The sequence below is a fragment of the Nocardia pseudovaccinii genome (genome assembly GCF_050942345.1).
Classification (GTDB): Bacteria; Actinomycetota; Actinomycetes; order Mycobacteriales; family Mycobacteriaceae; genus Nocardia; species Nocardia pseudovaccinii.
In genome coordinates, this window is the sequence record NZ_CP192074.1 from 2,154,555 (window position 1) to 2,168,542 (window position 13,988).

A 13,988-nucleotide genomic window follows, 5' to 3' on the forward strand; every position below is an offset into this window, starting at 1 on the left:
CGCTATTTCTCCTTCGGCGGCAGCGAACGCGCATAACTGACACCGCGGTCGACCCATTCATCGAGCGCTTCGTCATCGGCGACGGCCACGCCGTCGACCCGCAGCCAGTTGTGCATTTCGCGACCGCCCATCACCATCGTGCCGACGTATTCGCGGGCGAGCAGGGTGGTGCTCTCCTGCGGGTCGACGCGGACGAGTAGACCGCCCGTCCGGCTCGCCGCCACCGCCATATTGCCGTTGATCAGGAAGGCGAGACCGCCGAACATCTTCTTTTCGCTCACGTCGGGTGTCGGGTCGATCAGCTCCCGGATCCGATCGGCGAGCACTTTGTCATAGGCCATACCGCATTGTCGACCAGGGCACCGACAAGTGTCGGCTATGCGCCCAGCGCGGCGGCGAACAGCGGCCAGGACTGGTGGAGGTCGTCCTGCCAGTACGACCAGGCGTGCGTGCCCGCCGGACGGAGATTCACGGTGGCGGGTATGCCTGCCTCGGCCAGCCGGTCCACGAAGGGGCCGGTGCAGCCATCGATGACGGTCTCCATGACACCGCCGACCAGCATGCGGTCGAGCAGCCGGACCGGATTGCCATCGATGCCGACATCGCCGAGGGTTTCGTGCACGCCCGGTGCGCCGTTGCCCGACGAGACGTAGAGCGCCAAGCCGCGCAGCCGGTCCACGTGCAGCATCGGATCGTGCTCGGCCCAGGCCGGATTGTCCGGGGCGCCCCACATGTTGCCCGCATTCGCGCCGAAGACCGCGAGCTGGGAGTGCAGATAGGCGATGGCGGCGGGGTCACTGGTGCGCGGGCAGCCGCTGTAGGCACCCACGGCCTGATACATGCCGGGTGCGCCGATGGCCAGATTCAGTGCCGAGGTCGCCGACATCGACAGGCCCGCAACGGCATTGCGCCCGGTCATACCGAAACGCGAACCCAGCAGCGGCGGCAGCTCCTGGGTCAGGAACGTCGTCCACTTGTTGCGGCCCAGGACCGGATCGTCGTCGAGCCAATCGGTGTAGTAACTCGCGCGCCCACTCATCGGCACGATCACATTGACGTTCTTATCCGCGAAGAAATCCGCGACATCCGTGCGGCGCGTCCACGGTCCGCCGTCCTCGCCGCCGTCGATCGCATTGAGAAGATAGAGTGCGGGCGCACCTGTACCGGGATGCGACATCCACAGTGTGATGGGCCGATTCATCGCCGCCGAATGGACCACGACCTCGAACTCTCGCCCGCCGAGCGGCCGGACATCGAGGATCCGGGAGCCGGGATCGGCTCCGGCGGTTACGGGAATGGTCGCGGCGCAGACCGCCAACAGGAAAACCAGGCATCGCACTAGCCGGTACATGGGTCGAATTCCTATCACGGCCGTGAGCATGTCCTCGGGATTCGACGAGCGTGTTTGCCGGGAAAGCGCACAGCCCCGCCCTCCTGATCAGGGAGGACGGGGCTGCGGGGCATCGGGTGAGAGGACCCGAACTCGGGGGTCAGCGCCAGGTTTCGGGCGTGACCGGGGCATCCCAGGCACGCGCGTAGCGACGCTTGTCCGGGGCGTTGGATTCCTTTGCGCGGTACACGATGTACGGCCGGGTCAGGTAGCCGACCGGCGCACTGAACATGTGGACCAGACGGGTGTAGGGCCAGATGGCGATGAGCGTCAGCACGACGAGACCGTGCAGCTGGAAGGTCCACGGCGTGCCGACCATCAGCTCGGGTTCCGGATGGACCGTGAAAAGGCTACGGAACCACGGGGATACGGTCTCGCGATAGTTGTAGGTGCCCCACAGCAGATTGCTGCCCCAGGTATTGAGCAGACCGGTGATCAGCGCGGCGGCCAGCAGCACATACATGAGCTGGTCATTGCGCGTGGTGGCCTTGCGGACGGCGGGGACGGTGATGCGGCGGTAGAGCAGGATGCCGACGCCGAGGATCACCGCGAGTCCGGCGACCGAACCCGCCGCGACCGCGACCACATGGTAGGTGTGCTCGGAGATGCCGACGGCGTCGGTCCAGGATTCCGGGATCAGCACGCCGAGCACGTGCCCGCCGATGACCCCGAGCATGCCGAAGTGGAACAGCGGGCTGCCCAGCCGCAGCAGACGGCTCTCGTAGCTCTGGGAAGACCGTGTGGTCCAACCGAATTGGTCGTTGCGATAGCGCCACAGGTGGCCGAGCACGAACGAGGTGAAGGCCACGTAGGGCAGCGTCATCCAGAAGGCGGTGGTCATCGGCGGGCTTCCGATCCGTCGAACAGCGATGGGTCCATGGCGAAGGGGTCGAGACCGACCTCTTCCTCCGGCGGTCCCTGGGCGGCGAGTTCGGCTATGCGACGCCGGTCCGCAGTGGTCAGCGGCGGCAGCGTGGCGACGACGGCCGCCAGCACTCCGGCGTACGGGGAGCCGTTGTCTACCAGTGAAAGTCGCAGGAGTTCGATCACCGGAACGTGTTCGCCCAGCAGACGCTCACCGCCGATCGGGTCGACGGTCGCGGCGAATTCCAGCAGCACCGGCAGGTGGTCGGGCAATTCCTCGTCACCGAGTTCGACACCGGCGTGCCGGTAGGCGTGCTTGAACCGCAACAACGCCATACCACGTTTGCGGGTGTCACCGTAGGCGTAGAACGTCAGATGCATGCTCGAGCGGCGGCGCATATCGAAGGTTTCGACGTATTGCTGGGCCAGCGTGATCGGCGGCGTGGCACGCAGGTGGTGAATGAATTCCAGCAGCGGCGCGCCTACCACGTCCGGCAATTGCGTTGCGGCGTCGTCGATCTGGTCGATGGTCGCCAGCATCCGCTCGCTCGGATAGTCGAGCAGCAGCGCGGCGATCCGCCACACCAGGCGGCAATCGCGCTCGGACAGCTGAGCGACGGGCTCGGGCCTGCGGCGCACCTTCAGCAGTGCCATCATGCGCCTCCGGGTGTCAGCGGATTCATTTCGTCGCTCCGGTCGGCGTCGGGGTGACCGAACCGTTGGTCGAGCCATTCGTGGCCGCACCGTTTTTCGCCGAGCCATCGGTCTCGTTCGCGCCGTGCCCATTGGCCCCATTGCCGTTGCGCGCGGTCGGCAGCAGTCCGTCGGTACTGCGCCCATCCCAGTTCAGCAAATTGATCCGATTCGACTTCTCGTCCGGCGCAGCGCCATTGGTGTCGGTCAGATGGAACTTCTCCACCATCGTGTCGAATGCCGTCATACCCGGTCCGCCGTCGGTATCCAAGCTGCATCCGGTCGCCAGCGAATCCAGTTCGTGCGCCTGTGATGTCGCGCCCTGCGGAATCACGTACCGGTGTTCGTACTTCGCGATGGCCAGCAGCCGGTACATCGCCTCGATCTCCTCCGGCTCCAACCGCACCGAGGGTGCGATCGACGGATCCGGCTCCATACCGAGGTTCACCGAGCGCATGAACGACCGCATGGCCGCCAGCCGCTGCAGCGACGCGCGCACCGGCCCGATCTCACCGGCGGTGAAAAGCTCGGCCAGGTACTCGACCGGAATGCGCAGTGCATCGATGGCGCCGAACAGATTCGACGCGTCCTCGGCATCGTGTCCGGTCTCGGAGAGCACATCCACCACCGGCGACAGCGGCGGCACGTACCAAACCATCGGCATGGTGCGGTATTCCGGATGCAGCGGCAGCGCGATCTGGTAATCGACGATCAATTTGTAGACCGGCGAATTCTGCGCGGCCTCGATCCACTCCGGCGAGATCCCGGCCCGCTCGGCCTCCGCGATCACCCGCGGATCATGCGGATTGAGGAACACTCCGAGTTGTGAGGGGTACAGATCCTTGGTTTCGGTGACCGAGGCTGCCGCCTGCACGGCATCCGCGTCGTACAGCATGACGCCGATGTAGCGGAGCCGACCGACGCATGTCTCCGAACAGACCGTCGGAATACCGACTTCCACGCGCGGGTAGCAGAACGTGCACTTCTCCGCCTTGCCCGTCTTGTGGTTGAAGTAGATCTTCTTGTACGGGCAGCCGCTGACGCACTGTCGCCAGCCACGGCATTTGTCCTGGTCGACAAGCACAATGCCGTCCTCGGACCGCTTGTAGATCGCACCCGACGGGCACGAGGCCACACACGACGGATTGAGGCAGTGCTCGCAGATCCGCGGCAGGTAGAACATGAAGGTCTGTTCGAACTCCAGCTTCACCTGATCCGACAGCTTGGCCAGCAGCGGGTCCTTACCGACCTGCTCCGGTCCGGAGCCCAGGTCGTCATCCCAGTTGGCGCCCCAGGTGATCTTCGTATCCTGGCCGGTGATCAGCGATTTCGGCCGCGCGACCGGACTGGTGTCCATCGCGGGCGCGGACAGCAGATTGTCGTAGTCGTAGCTCCACGGCTCGTAGTAGTCCGAGACCGTGGGCAGATCCGGATTGGCGAAGATATTGAGCAGCCGCTTCAGTCGCGAGCCCGACTTGAGGGTCAGCTTGCCGCGTTTGTTGAGCGTCCAGCCGCCCTTCCACTTCTCCTGGTCCTGGTACTGCCGTGGATAACCCTGTCCGGGACGGGTTTCCACATTGTTGAACCACATGTACTCGGTGCCGCCGCGGTTGGTCCACGCCTGCTTGCAGGTGACGCTGCAGGTGTGACACCCGATGCATTTGTCCAGGTTCATCACCATGGCCATTTGTGCCATGACACGCATGTCAGTACTCCACTTCCTGCGAGCGTCGGCCAATGACGCAGTGTGACCTCGTCGCGCTCATGTCAGTACTCCACTTCCTGTGAGCGTCGGCCAATGACGCAGTGTGACCTCGTCGCGCTCATGTCAGTACTCCACTTCCTGCGAGCGTCGGCGAATCGTCGTGACCTCGTCGCGCTGATTTCCGGTGGGGCCGTGGTAATTCAGCGCGAAGGACTGCTGCGCATAACCGCCGATGAGATGCGATGGCTTGATCATGATGCGGGTCAGCGCGTTGTGGATGCCGCCGCGCTTACCCTTGCCGGGCTGCTTATCCGGTGCGCCCCAATCGAATCCGCCCGGCGCACCCTCGATGCGTGGCACATCGACCGCCCGGTCCTGGGCGTGGTACATGAACACCGTGCCCTCGGGCATCCGGTGGCTGACGATGGCTCGCGCGACAACCACACCGTTGCGGTTGACCGCCTCGATCCAATCATTGTCCGACACACCGATTTTCGCGGCGTCCCGATCCGACATCCAGATCGACTGCCCGCCGCGCGAGAGCGTCAGCATGTGCAGATTGTCCTGGTACGCCGAGTGGATGGACCACTTGGAATGCGGGGTCAGGTACCGAACGGTGACGCCGTTGTCACCGACGGACCCCACCCCTGGCTCGCTGAACAGCGCGCTCATATCGAGCGGCGGCCGGAATACCGGCAGCTGCTCGCCGAGTTCGGCCATCCAGTCGTGATCGAGGTAGAAGTGCTGGCGCCCGGTCAGGGTGTGCCATGGCTTGAGTCGTTCGGTATTGATGGTGAACGGCGAATACCGCCGTCCGCCGGTCTCACTGCCCGACCACTCCGGCGAGGTGATCACCGGCACCGGTCGGGATTGGGTGTCCGCGAAGGTGATTCGCTTGCCCTCGTGCTCGGCGGCGAGATCGGCCAGCTCGGTACCGGTACGCCGCTCCAGTGCATGGAAGCCCTCGACCGCGAGCCTGCCGTTGGTGGTGCCGGACAGCGCGAGGATCGCCTCGGCCGCGTGGGTGTCCTTGGCCAGCGACGGACGTCCCTGGGCCACACCGGAAACCACGGTGCCGTTCACCCCGGCGAGGTAGGCCACCTCTTCGTCCGGATGCGTGGTGACGCCCTTGGTGGTGACGCCGAGCGTATCGATCAGCGGTCCGAGTGCGGCCATCTTCTCCGCGAGCTTCGGGTAGTCCCGCTCGACCACGACCAGCTTGGGCATGGTCTTACCCGGAATCGGTTCGCACTCACCGGCTTTCCAGTCCAGTACGCGCCCACCGGCCTGCGCCAGCGCATCCGGCGAATCGTGCTGCAGCGGTACCGCGACGATATCTTTGCGCTTGCCCAGATGCTTCTCGGCCATCCAGGAGAATCCGCGCGCGATCCGGTGGAAGGCCTCGAAGTCCGTCTTGGCCTCCCACGGCGGGGAGATGGCGGGGGAGAAGGCGTGCACGAACGGGTGCATATCGGTGGAGGACAGATCGTGCTTCTCGTACCAGGTGGCCGCGGGCAGCACGATATCGGAGAACAGCGTGGTGCTGGTCATCCGGAAGTCCAGCGAAAGCAGCAGATCCAGCTTCCCGCTCGGCGCTTCCTCGCGCCAGACCAGCTCCTGCGGCCGCACACCCGCGGCGTCGGTGGTCTGCAGATTGGAGTCCGCGCCGAGCAGGTGCTTGTGGAAGTACTCGTTGCCCTTGCCGGAGGAGCCGAGCAGATTCGCCCGCCACACGGTCAGGCAGCGCGGAAAGTTCTCCGGCGCATCGGGATCTTCGCAGGCGAAGCGCAGGTCGCCGGATTTCAGCCCGTCCACCACGTGTTCGGGCGCGGTCTTGCCCGCGGCCTCGGCCTCGTCCACCAGATCCAGCGGATTGCGGTCGAACGTCGGATAACTCGGCATCCAGCCGAGGCGACTGGCCAGCGCGATATTGTCCGCAGCGGTGCGGCCCGCGAATTTCCCGGTGCCCAGCGGGGAAGCGAAGGACTGGGCGGTGAACGGGTCGTAGCGCCACTGGTCATTGCTGAGGTACCAGAACACCGTGCCCTGCATCTGACGCGGTGGTCGCTGCCAGTCCAAGCCGAAAGCCAGGGTGGACCAGCCGGTTACCGGACGGCACTTCTCCTGGCCGACGTAATGCGCCCAGCCGCCGCCGTTCACGCCCTGACAGCCGGTGAGCAGCGTCAGCGTGAAGAAGGAGCGGTAGATCTGGTCGGAGTGGAACCAGTGGTTGGTGCCCGCGCCCATCAGGATCATCGAGCGGCCGCCGGATTTATCGGCGTTATCGGCGAATTCGCGGGCGATCCGCTGCGCCTGTGCGGCGGGTACGCCGGTAATGGCTTCCTGCCAGGCCGGGGTGTAGGGCTCGGCGGCATCGTCGTAGCCGGTCGGCCAGGTGCCGGGCAGCCCGTCGCGTCCCACGCCGTACTGCGCGAGCAGCAGATCGAACACTGTGGTGACCCGCTTACCCGCGACAGTGATCGTCGGTACGCCGCGTACCAGCACGCCCGCGGTATCGGTATCGAAGCGCGGCAACTGCACCGCGACCGGGTGCTGGTCGGCGCGGTCGTGCAGGGTCAGCAGCGGATCGACGCCCTCGAGATCCAGGTTCCACTTGCCCGCATCACCCGCGGTGAAGCGATGGCCGAGCGAACCGTTGGGCACCACCGGATTGCCCTCGGCATCGAGCAGCACCATCTTGTGCTCGGCGGTCTCGTCGGTGTGGCCGAGGTCGGCGGCGGTGAGGAATTTGCCGGGCAGCGCGCCGTCGTGGTGGTAGTTGCCATTGGCGTCCCAGCCCTCCGGATCGTCGAGGCACACCAGGAACGGCAGGTCGGTGTAGCGCTTGACGTAGTCGAGGAACCGTGGCGTGCCGCGCTCGACGAAGAATTCCTTGAGGATCACATGGCCCATCGACATGGCAAGGGCCGCATCGGTTCCCGGTCGCGCGGGCACCCATTCATCGGCGAATTTGGTGTTGTCCGCATAGTCGGGTGAGACCACGACGACCTTCTGACCGCGGTAGCGCGCCTCGGTCATGTAGTGCGCGTCCGGGGTCCGGGTCACCGGGACGTTCGAACCCCACATGATGAGGTAACCCGCATCGAACCAGTCGGCCGATTCCGGCACATCGGTCTGGTCCCCGAACACCTGCGGGGAGGCCACCGGCAGGTCCGCGTACCAGTCGTAGAACGACAGCATCGAGCCGCCGAGCATCGAAATGAACCGTGCGCCCACGGCATGGCTGACCATCGACATAGCCGGAATGGGGGAGAACCCGGCCACCCGGTCGGGCCCGTACTTCTTGATCGTGTGGACGTGCGCGGCGGCGGCGATTTCGGCGGCCTCCCACCATTCCGCGCGGACGAATCCGCCCTTGCCGCGAGAAGACTTGTAGCGCTTGGCCTTTTCCGGATCCTCCACAATGGATCCCCAGGCCAGCACCGGATCCTTGAGCCGCTCCTTCGCCTCGCGATACAGCTCCAGCAGCACGCCGCGCACATACGGGTAACGCACGCGCGCGGGGGAGTAGGTGTACCAGGAGAAGGACGCGCCGCGCGGGCAGCCGCGTGGTTCGTATTCGGGTTTGTCCGCGCCGACCGAGGGATAGTCCGTCTGCTGCGACTCCCAGGTGATCACGCCGTCCTTGACGTAGATCTTCCAGGAGCAGGACCCGGTGCAGTTGACCCCGTGCGTGGAGCGCACCACCTTGTCGTGCGACCAGCGGTCCCGATAGAACTCGTCGGCACTGCGCCCGCCCACCTGATGCAGGCTGCGCTGGTCCGCCGAGACCTCGCCCCGGTGAAAATATTTGCCGAGACGCAGCAGTGCGTCACTTGCGTCGGTAGATTGCCGATCGGCCGAATCGGAGGACGCGGAAGCCTGAGTGCGCGAATTAACCACGACGCCCCCTTCGAGCTGTGAAATCGGGCTGTTGCACCGACTGTAAGGAGGTCGCGACGCACGTCCAAACGAATCTCTCACAGCCCGCACGCCGTGACCGTGAGGTGTGAGGTCGACGCAACGTGGCGGTCACCGCGCGATTGCCGCGAAATGCCGAAGACATCGATGTGACCAGGGAGGATCCGCTCTGACCGGCCGAAATACGGCTCGCGGATGGTGTTTCGGGGGCTAGCCGGTGATGCTTTGGAAACCGCCGGTTCTCAGGCGGTTTACATTTGTTAACACGTCCGGTGAGGGCTCGGGGGGCTGATTCCACACTCGTGCGCGGTGGTCGAACCGTCCCGCGCGAAGCCGTTCTGCGGGCCGCCGATCCATTCGCTGTCGGTTTGCCGACCGTCGATGTCCTGGCGGATCCGGCCGGGGCGCCGGGGTACGCGGGGGCATCGATGCGTTGTCGTTTTCGACCCGCCGCGAACTCGTCGCGGGGGTTGACGCGGCGAAGCGTCCAGAGCCGCGGACCCGCCGCATCGAGAAGGTGGTCGCCGCGGCAAGGTGTTCTACCGGCCGCTCGGCGCGAATATTATTGCTGCTTCAGCACATTCGAACGCGTACCAGATGTCCGCGTGGCGGCCCCGACACGCGGGTGTTGGTCGGAAATTAGAGCAAACCCTTCGTTTAATATCGGATCGGCTCGCCTCTGTGCAGAACTACCCGACTTTGTCGATACACCTACAGCTTCATAGGAGTGGATTGCTGTGCCAAGCAGGTCGACCGATGGCGGTGACGGGGCTCCAGTGCGCCCGCCCACGTTCGGGGGTGAGTTGCGCAGACTGCGCGACGATCGACGTATTTCGCGCGAAAAGCTGGCATTCGCCGCGGGCGTGAGCGCCAGCTATATCACCCACCTCGAGGGCGGCGATCGCGAACATCCCACTCGAACGGTGGTGAGTGCGCTGTTCGGATATCTGGATCGGATCGCGCCGCTCACCGATGCCGAACGCAGACTGTTTTTCGATCTGGCCGGATTGGGCGTGGACGGATTTCCCTCCGTACTCGAACTGCGCGATGAGATCGGCGCGGATATGCGCGACGGACTGCGCCTGCACGAGCCGAATGCGGCGGGCTATGTCGATACCCGCTGGAATGTCCTGTCCTGTAATGATTCCTACGCCGCCGCCTTTCCCGGTCTGGTCGACGATGTGAATGTGCTGCGCTGGTTCTTCGGCAACGAGCTGTCCAAACAGGTCATGGTCGAATGGGAGCGCGAGGCCGCGCTCACCGTCGACTGGCTGCGCGGACTGATCGGTCAGTCCGGCGATACCGCCTGGTCCACCGAATTCCTCGGCGAACTCGGCGCGTATCCGGAATTTCGAAGAATGTGGGCGGCGGGCGGTACCACCTACGGCCGGGATCGGCCCATGCATGTGCGCGATCTCGGCTCCGGGGCGTGTTATCGGCTCGATGCCCAACTGTTCCGGGTAGATTCGGGCAATCATCCGGGTAGAATTCAATTCTTCCTCGGCATTCGGAGCCTATGTGCCAGCCACTGACCAGTGGAGATACCTTCTGGGGTGCGCCGGATGTCACAATTATCGGGACAGCGCCATACCGAACGTATTTGATCCGGTCATCGGAAAATCGAAAACGGGAGGCATTCCATGATCCGCAATGCTCGTGGCACCGCCCAAACGGCCGTCGATCCCGGCGTCGAGTTGCGCTCCGCACTGGAAGCGCTGCTGCTGCACGACGCCGTCGGATTGGATGCCAAAATGCGCCACGCTATCGCCGCTGTGGTTCATTTGGCCGTTGACACCCCGCACGGCGCACCCGAGGACGCCGAGGAATTCCTCGGCCGCCTCGACGCCGCCTGGCTGCTCGCCGCCTGGTCGGGCCGAGACAGCGAAATGTCACTTATCGCAACCCTGGCCGCGGGTGATGTGCCCGCGCTGTCCTGGTGTGAACTCATGTTCACCACCGCCCTGGCCCCCTGGTCCATCAATCCGGCGGCGGTACACGCGCGGCGCATCTTCGCGACCGTTGAGCCCGGCCGCCTTGGCACGGTCCGCCCGTCGATCGGCATCTCCGGCGCCTGATGCTCCCGCGGTGGCTCAGGCGAGGCTCAGTTCCGCGAACGAGGAGATCCAGTGATGTGGGGGACGTGGAGGATTCGGTTCACCGGGACGGTGCACACCGGTCACCGACCAGCCCGCGGTGACGGCGGCATCGAGTTCGTCGGGATGGTCGGACAAGAACAGGATGCGATCGGCGGAGGTGCCGATGGCGCTCGCGATCTTTTCGTAGGAGGCGGCCTCGCGTTTCGGGCCCGCGCTGGACAGGTCGAAGTAGCCGCTGATCACTGCGGCCAGCTCGCCGCCGCGGGCGAAGGTGAACCAATCCTGTTGGTTGCGTACCGATCCCGAGGAATAGACATAGAGCCGCAGACCGGCGGCGTGCCAGGCGGCGAGGGCGGGCGGGACGTCCGGAAAGAATTCCCCGTGCAGTGCGCCGTTGCGGAAGCCCTCGGCGCAGATGATGCCCTGTGCGGCCTTGAGCGGTTCGGCCTTCACATCGGAGCCGAGCCAGTCGCGCAGGATCGCGGCGATCTCGTCGGTGTCGGCGTCCGGACGGCCGGCGAGTTCGCGGGTGGCCGCGATAATGGGAGCGGCCGCGGCCGTGCGGTTTTCGGCCAGCCATTCGGGCAGGCGGGCGCGGGTGTAGCCGTAGAGATCCTCGCGTACCGAACTGGTCGGGCTCGTGGTGCCCTCGATATCGATGACTACGGTGGTGATCACGGGGCCGTCAGCAGCTGATCGAGGGTCGGAAAACCCGCGCTGATGGGGTCACCGGTGAAATCGCCGACCCACCCGTCTGCCTCTTCGAAAAAGCGGATGGCGATGAAGTCGGGCCGGCTGCCCATATCGAACCAGTGCAGTGTGCCCGCCGGGACCGAAAGCAGATCCCCGCCTTCGCATACCGCCGCCACGACCTCGTCACCCAGATGCAGATAGAAGCAGCCGCGGCCGGCCGCGAAGAACCGCACCTCGTCCTCGGCGTGCCGATGCTCGTTCAGGAACTTCTCGCGCGCGCCCTCGGCGATCTGCGGCCACTCCGGATTCGCGTCGTCGGGATGGATGCGGGCGATATCGATATGCTTGTAGCGCCCGGAGGCATTGAGTTCGGCCACGCGGTCGTCGTATTCGGCGAGCAGTTCGTCCGAGGCGGTCTCGGTGGCGTTGTCCAGCACCGGCCAGCGGTCGAAAGTGATACCGCGGGCGGCCAATTCGGCGCCGATCACCGCATCGTCGCTGGTGCGCAGCAGTACCTTGCCGGCATCGTCGGCGGCCATAACCTGCAACAGCGTCATGATGTCAGTCCAATCTCGAGGGTCTCGTTCGGATTGCGCGCGGCGAAGGCCTGCCGACGGCCGGTGCGGGACACCAGCTCACACAGGGCTTCGAGGCATTCGGCGCGGTCGCGTGCCTGGGAAAGATTGTCTCCCCACGTCGTGATCCCATGTCCCGCGATGGCCAATACCGGTGCGGCGGTGGGATTTTCGAGCAGGTAGGCCTCGATATCCGCGCCGATGCGCGCGACGTCGGGCCAGTTCGGGAAGACGGGCAGGTCGAGGACGGCCGGATAGGTACCGTCCGGCTCCTTGGCCACCAGACCCTTGATGAGTTCGTAGTCGGTGATCCGCAGGGCGGTCAATGCGTCGGGGGACCCGGAGCGGGTCGCGGCGGCCGTCGCGTAGGGCGGATGAATGTGGACAACGGCTGCGGCACCGGTGGTTCGGTACACCGCCGTGTGAATTGTGGTCTCCGCCGAAGGCTTTCGCCGCTGATCCGGTGTCGGCGCGGAGTCGGCAATGCGGACGGTCACCATATCCGCGTCGGTCAGTTCGCCCTTGGACAGACCGCTGCCGGTGATCACCGCGGTAGCGCCGGTGCGCACCGAGATATTGCCCGCGGTGCCCGGCATCCAGCCCCGCCCGTACATCTCGCGTGCGATATCGGCGATGGCCGCACCTTCGGCATTCGCGCCGTATACGACACCCAGTTCGGTGACGACCGCGGTGACCAACTCCGCGGGCGTCACATCGAAGGCCGGATTGAAGGCCTCGGTATCGACGGGAGCCGTTGTGACACCGCCGAATCCGGTCACCTCGGCGGTGGCCCGCTGTTCGACGACGATATCCGCACCGGTCGCCGTCTTCGGATCACGCGTCGACTCCGGAGCCACCACGATGAACGGAATGCCGTGGTGGTGGGCTGCGATGGCGAGGCCATAGGTGCCGATCTTGTTCGCGACATCGCCGTTGGCGGTCACCCGGTCCGCGCCGACCAGCACGCAGTCCACCTGACCGGTAGCCATCGCCCACGCGGCGGCGGAATCGATGGTGAGCCGATGGGGTATGCCCGCCTCGGCCAGCTCCCAGGCCGTCAGCCGAGCGCCCTGCAATAGCGGCCGCGTCTCGTCGACCAGGACATTCTCGATCGCGCCGCGCTCCGACAGCACCCGCATCGCCCCGATCGCGGTGCCGAAGGCGCTGGTCGCCAGCCGCCCGGTATTGCAGTGCGTGAGCACCCGCAGTGGCCGGTCCGGGCAGAGCCGTTGCACGAGATCGGCGGCATGGGTCGCGGCGGTCCGGTTGACCCGGCCGTCCTCGGCCAGCATAACGAGGGTTTCGGCGAGTACCGCATCCGTGCCGAGCGGCACCTTGGTCAGTACCCGCCGCACCGCCCAAGCCAGATTGACCGCGGTGGGCCGGGCATCCGCGATCCGCGCGGCATCCGCCTCGGCCCGCGCCACATCGACGACACCGTCGGTGGTGTGCGCGGCGGTGGCGATGACCACGCCGAACGCACCGGCGATGCCGATCGCGGGCGCACCGCGGATGGCCAGTGTCTTGATGGCATCGATCACCTGGTCGACCGTGCTGAGCCGCAGCTCGCGCACCTGGTGCGGCAGTTCGCGCTGGTCGATGGTGACCAGCGCACCGTCGTCCCAGATCAGGGAACTGTCGTTCATCAGGTGCATCCTTCGGTCGGGCGGAGCGGGGTGTTGTCCCTGGTCAACGGTATCGGACAGGCGATGCCGCCGGAAATCCGCACCGCATGTGCACCCGGCTCATTCCGCGACGAAGTCCGCCGCGCATTCCACGCGCATCAGCCACGACCTCGCGGTGGTCCGCCACCAGATCGCCGACCGCGTTGTGGTCCTACGCGAGGGTGCCGCCGTCGAAACCGGACCCGTCGCCGAGGTATTCGCATCCCCCCGCGCCGACTACACACGCGACCTCCTGGAAGCAGTTCGCCAACGGGCGAGTCGAAATGATCACTTGTGGACGGTAGTCGCCATTCGACTCGCTTCGATGCGCACGCAGAATTATCTGCGGCAAAAGGTAACTCGCCGGGCGTGGCCATCGGCGGTGTA

General features: G+C 65.6%; 12 protein-coding genes. 3 read left to right on the forward strand and 9 right to left on the reverse strand.

Annotation, left to right across the window (positions count from 1 at the left end):
- Nucleotides 1–2 precede the first annotated feature (2 nt).
- The 6 genes from ACQPZ2_RS09750 to ACQPZ2_RS09775 all read right to left on the reverse strand — a co-directional run bounded on the left by ACQPZ2_RS09750 (nucleotide 3) and on the right by ACQPZ2_RS09775 (nucleotide 8,555).
- Complete coding sequence (locus ACQPZ2_RS09750) at nucleotides 3–341, reverse strand: TfoX/Sxy family protein (RefSeq protein ID WP_433525243.1); 339 nt, start codon at nucleotides 339–341, stop codon at nucleotides 3–5.
- Between the two features lie 35 nt (nucleotides 342–376).
- On the reverse strand, nucleotides 377–1,351 hold the full coding sequence (locus ACQPZ2_RS09755) for an alpha/beta hydrolase (RefSeq protein WP_433525244.1): 975 nt from the start codon (nucleotides 1,349–1,351) through the stop codon (nucleotides 377–379).
- Between the two features lie 139 nt (nucleotides 1,352–1,490).
- On the reverse strand, nucleotides 1,491–2,231 hold the full coding sequence (gene narI / locus ACQPZ2_RS09760) for a respiratory nitrate reductase subunit gamma (protein WP_433525245.1): 741 nt from the start codon (nucleotides 2,229–2,231) through the stop codon (nucleotides 1,491–1,493).
- Entirely contained in the window at nucleotides 2,228–2,908 is a 681-nt protein-coding gene (narJ, locus tag ACQPZ2_RS09765; RefSeq protein WP_433527379.1) for a nitrate reductase molybdenum cofactor assembly chaperone, read from the reverse strand. The genes narI and narJ overlap by 4 nt, the downstream gene beginning before the upstream one ends.
- Before the next feature lie 25 nt (nucleotides 2,909–2,933).
- A complete protein-coding gene (narH, locus tag ACQPZ2_RS09770) occupies nucleotides 2,934–4,652 on the reverse strand; it encodes a nitrate reductase subunit beta (RefSeq protein ID WP_433525246.1) in 1,719 nt (572 codons plus the stop codon).
- A gap of 123 nt (nucleotides 4,653–4,775) precedes the next feature.
- Nucleotides 4,776–8,555 carry a nitrate reductase subunit alpha gene (locus ACQPZ2_RS09775; RefSeq protein ID WP_433525247.1) on the reverse strand — a complete coding sequence of 1,260 codons (3,780 nt, stop codon included), beginning with the start codon at nucleotides 8,553–8,555 and terminating at the stop codon, nucleotides 4,776–4,778.
- Between the two features lie 451 nt (nucleotides 8,556–9,006).
- Here ACQPZ2_RS09775 and ACQPZ2_RS09780 point away from each other — a divergent pair, with 451 nt between their 5' ends.
- The 3 genes from ACQPZ2_RS09780 to ACQPZ2_RS09790 all read left to right on the forward strand — a co-directional run bounded on the left by ACQPZ2_RS09780 (nucleotide 9,007) and on the right by ACQPZ2_RS09790 (nucleotide 10,648).
- On the forward strand, nucleotides 9,007–9,216 hold the full coding sequence (locus ACQPZ2_RS09780) for a YdeI/OmpD-associated family protein (protein WP_433525248.1): 210 nt from the start codon (nucleotides 9,007–9,009) through the stop codon (nucleotides 9,214–9,216).
- Between the two features lie 94 nt (nucleotides 9,217–9,310).
- Nucleotides 9,311–10,105 carry a helix-turn-helix transcriptional regulator gene (locus tag ACQPZ2_RS09785; protein WP_433525249.1) on the forward strand — a complete coding sequence of 265 codons (795 nt, stop codon included), beginning with the start codon at nucleotides 9,311–9,313 and terminating at the stop codon, nucleotides 10,103–10,105.
- A 108-nt stretch (nucleotides 10,106–10,213) separates the two neighbouring features.
- On the forward strand, nucleotides 10,214–10,648 hold the full coding sequence (locus tag ACQPZ2_RS09790; RefSeq protein ID WP_433525250.1) for a hypothetical protein: 435 nt from the start codon (nucleotides 10,214–10,216) through the stop codon (nucleotides 10,646–10,648).
- Nucleotides 10,649–10,663: 15 nt separating this feature from the next.
- Here ACQPZ2_RS09790 and mtnC read toward each other — a convergent pair whose 3' ends face one another.
- The 3 genes from mtnC to mtnA are packed head-to-tail and all read right to left on the reverse strand — an operon-like array spanning nucleotide 10,664 to nucleotide 13,583.
- A complete protein-coding gene (mtnC, locus tag ACQPZ2_RS09795; protein WP_433525251.1) occupies nucleotides 10,664–11,347 on the reverse strand; it encodes an acireductone synthase in 684 nt (227 codons plus the stop codon).
- Nucleotides 11,344–11,919: a 1,2-dihydroxy-3-keto-5-methylthiopentene dioxygenase gene (locus ACQPZ2_RS09800; protein ID WP_433525252.1), complete on the reverse strand. Its 576-nt coding sequence runs from the start codon at nucleotides 11,917–11,919 to the stop codon at nucleotides 11,344–11,346. The genes mtnC and ACQPZ2_RS09800 overlap by 4 nt, the downstream gene beginning before the upstream one ends.
- Entirely contained in the window at nucleotides 11,916–13,583 is a 1,668-nt protein-coding gene (gene mtnA / locus ACQPZ2_RS09805; protein WP_433525253.1) for an S-methyl-5-thioribose-1-phosphate isomerase, read from the reverse strand. The genes ACQPZ2_RS09800 and mtnA overlap by 4 nt, the downstream gene beginning before the upstream one ends.
- Nucleotides 13,584–13,988 lie beyond the last annotated feature (405 nt).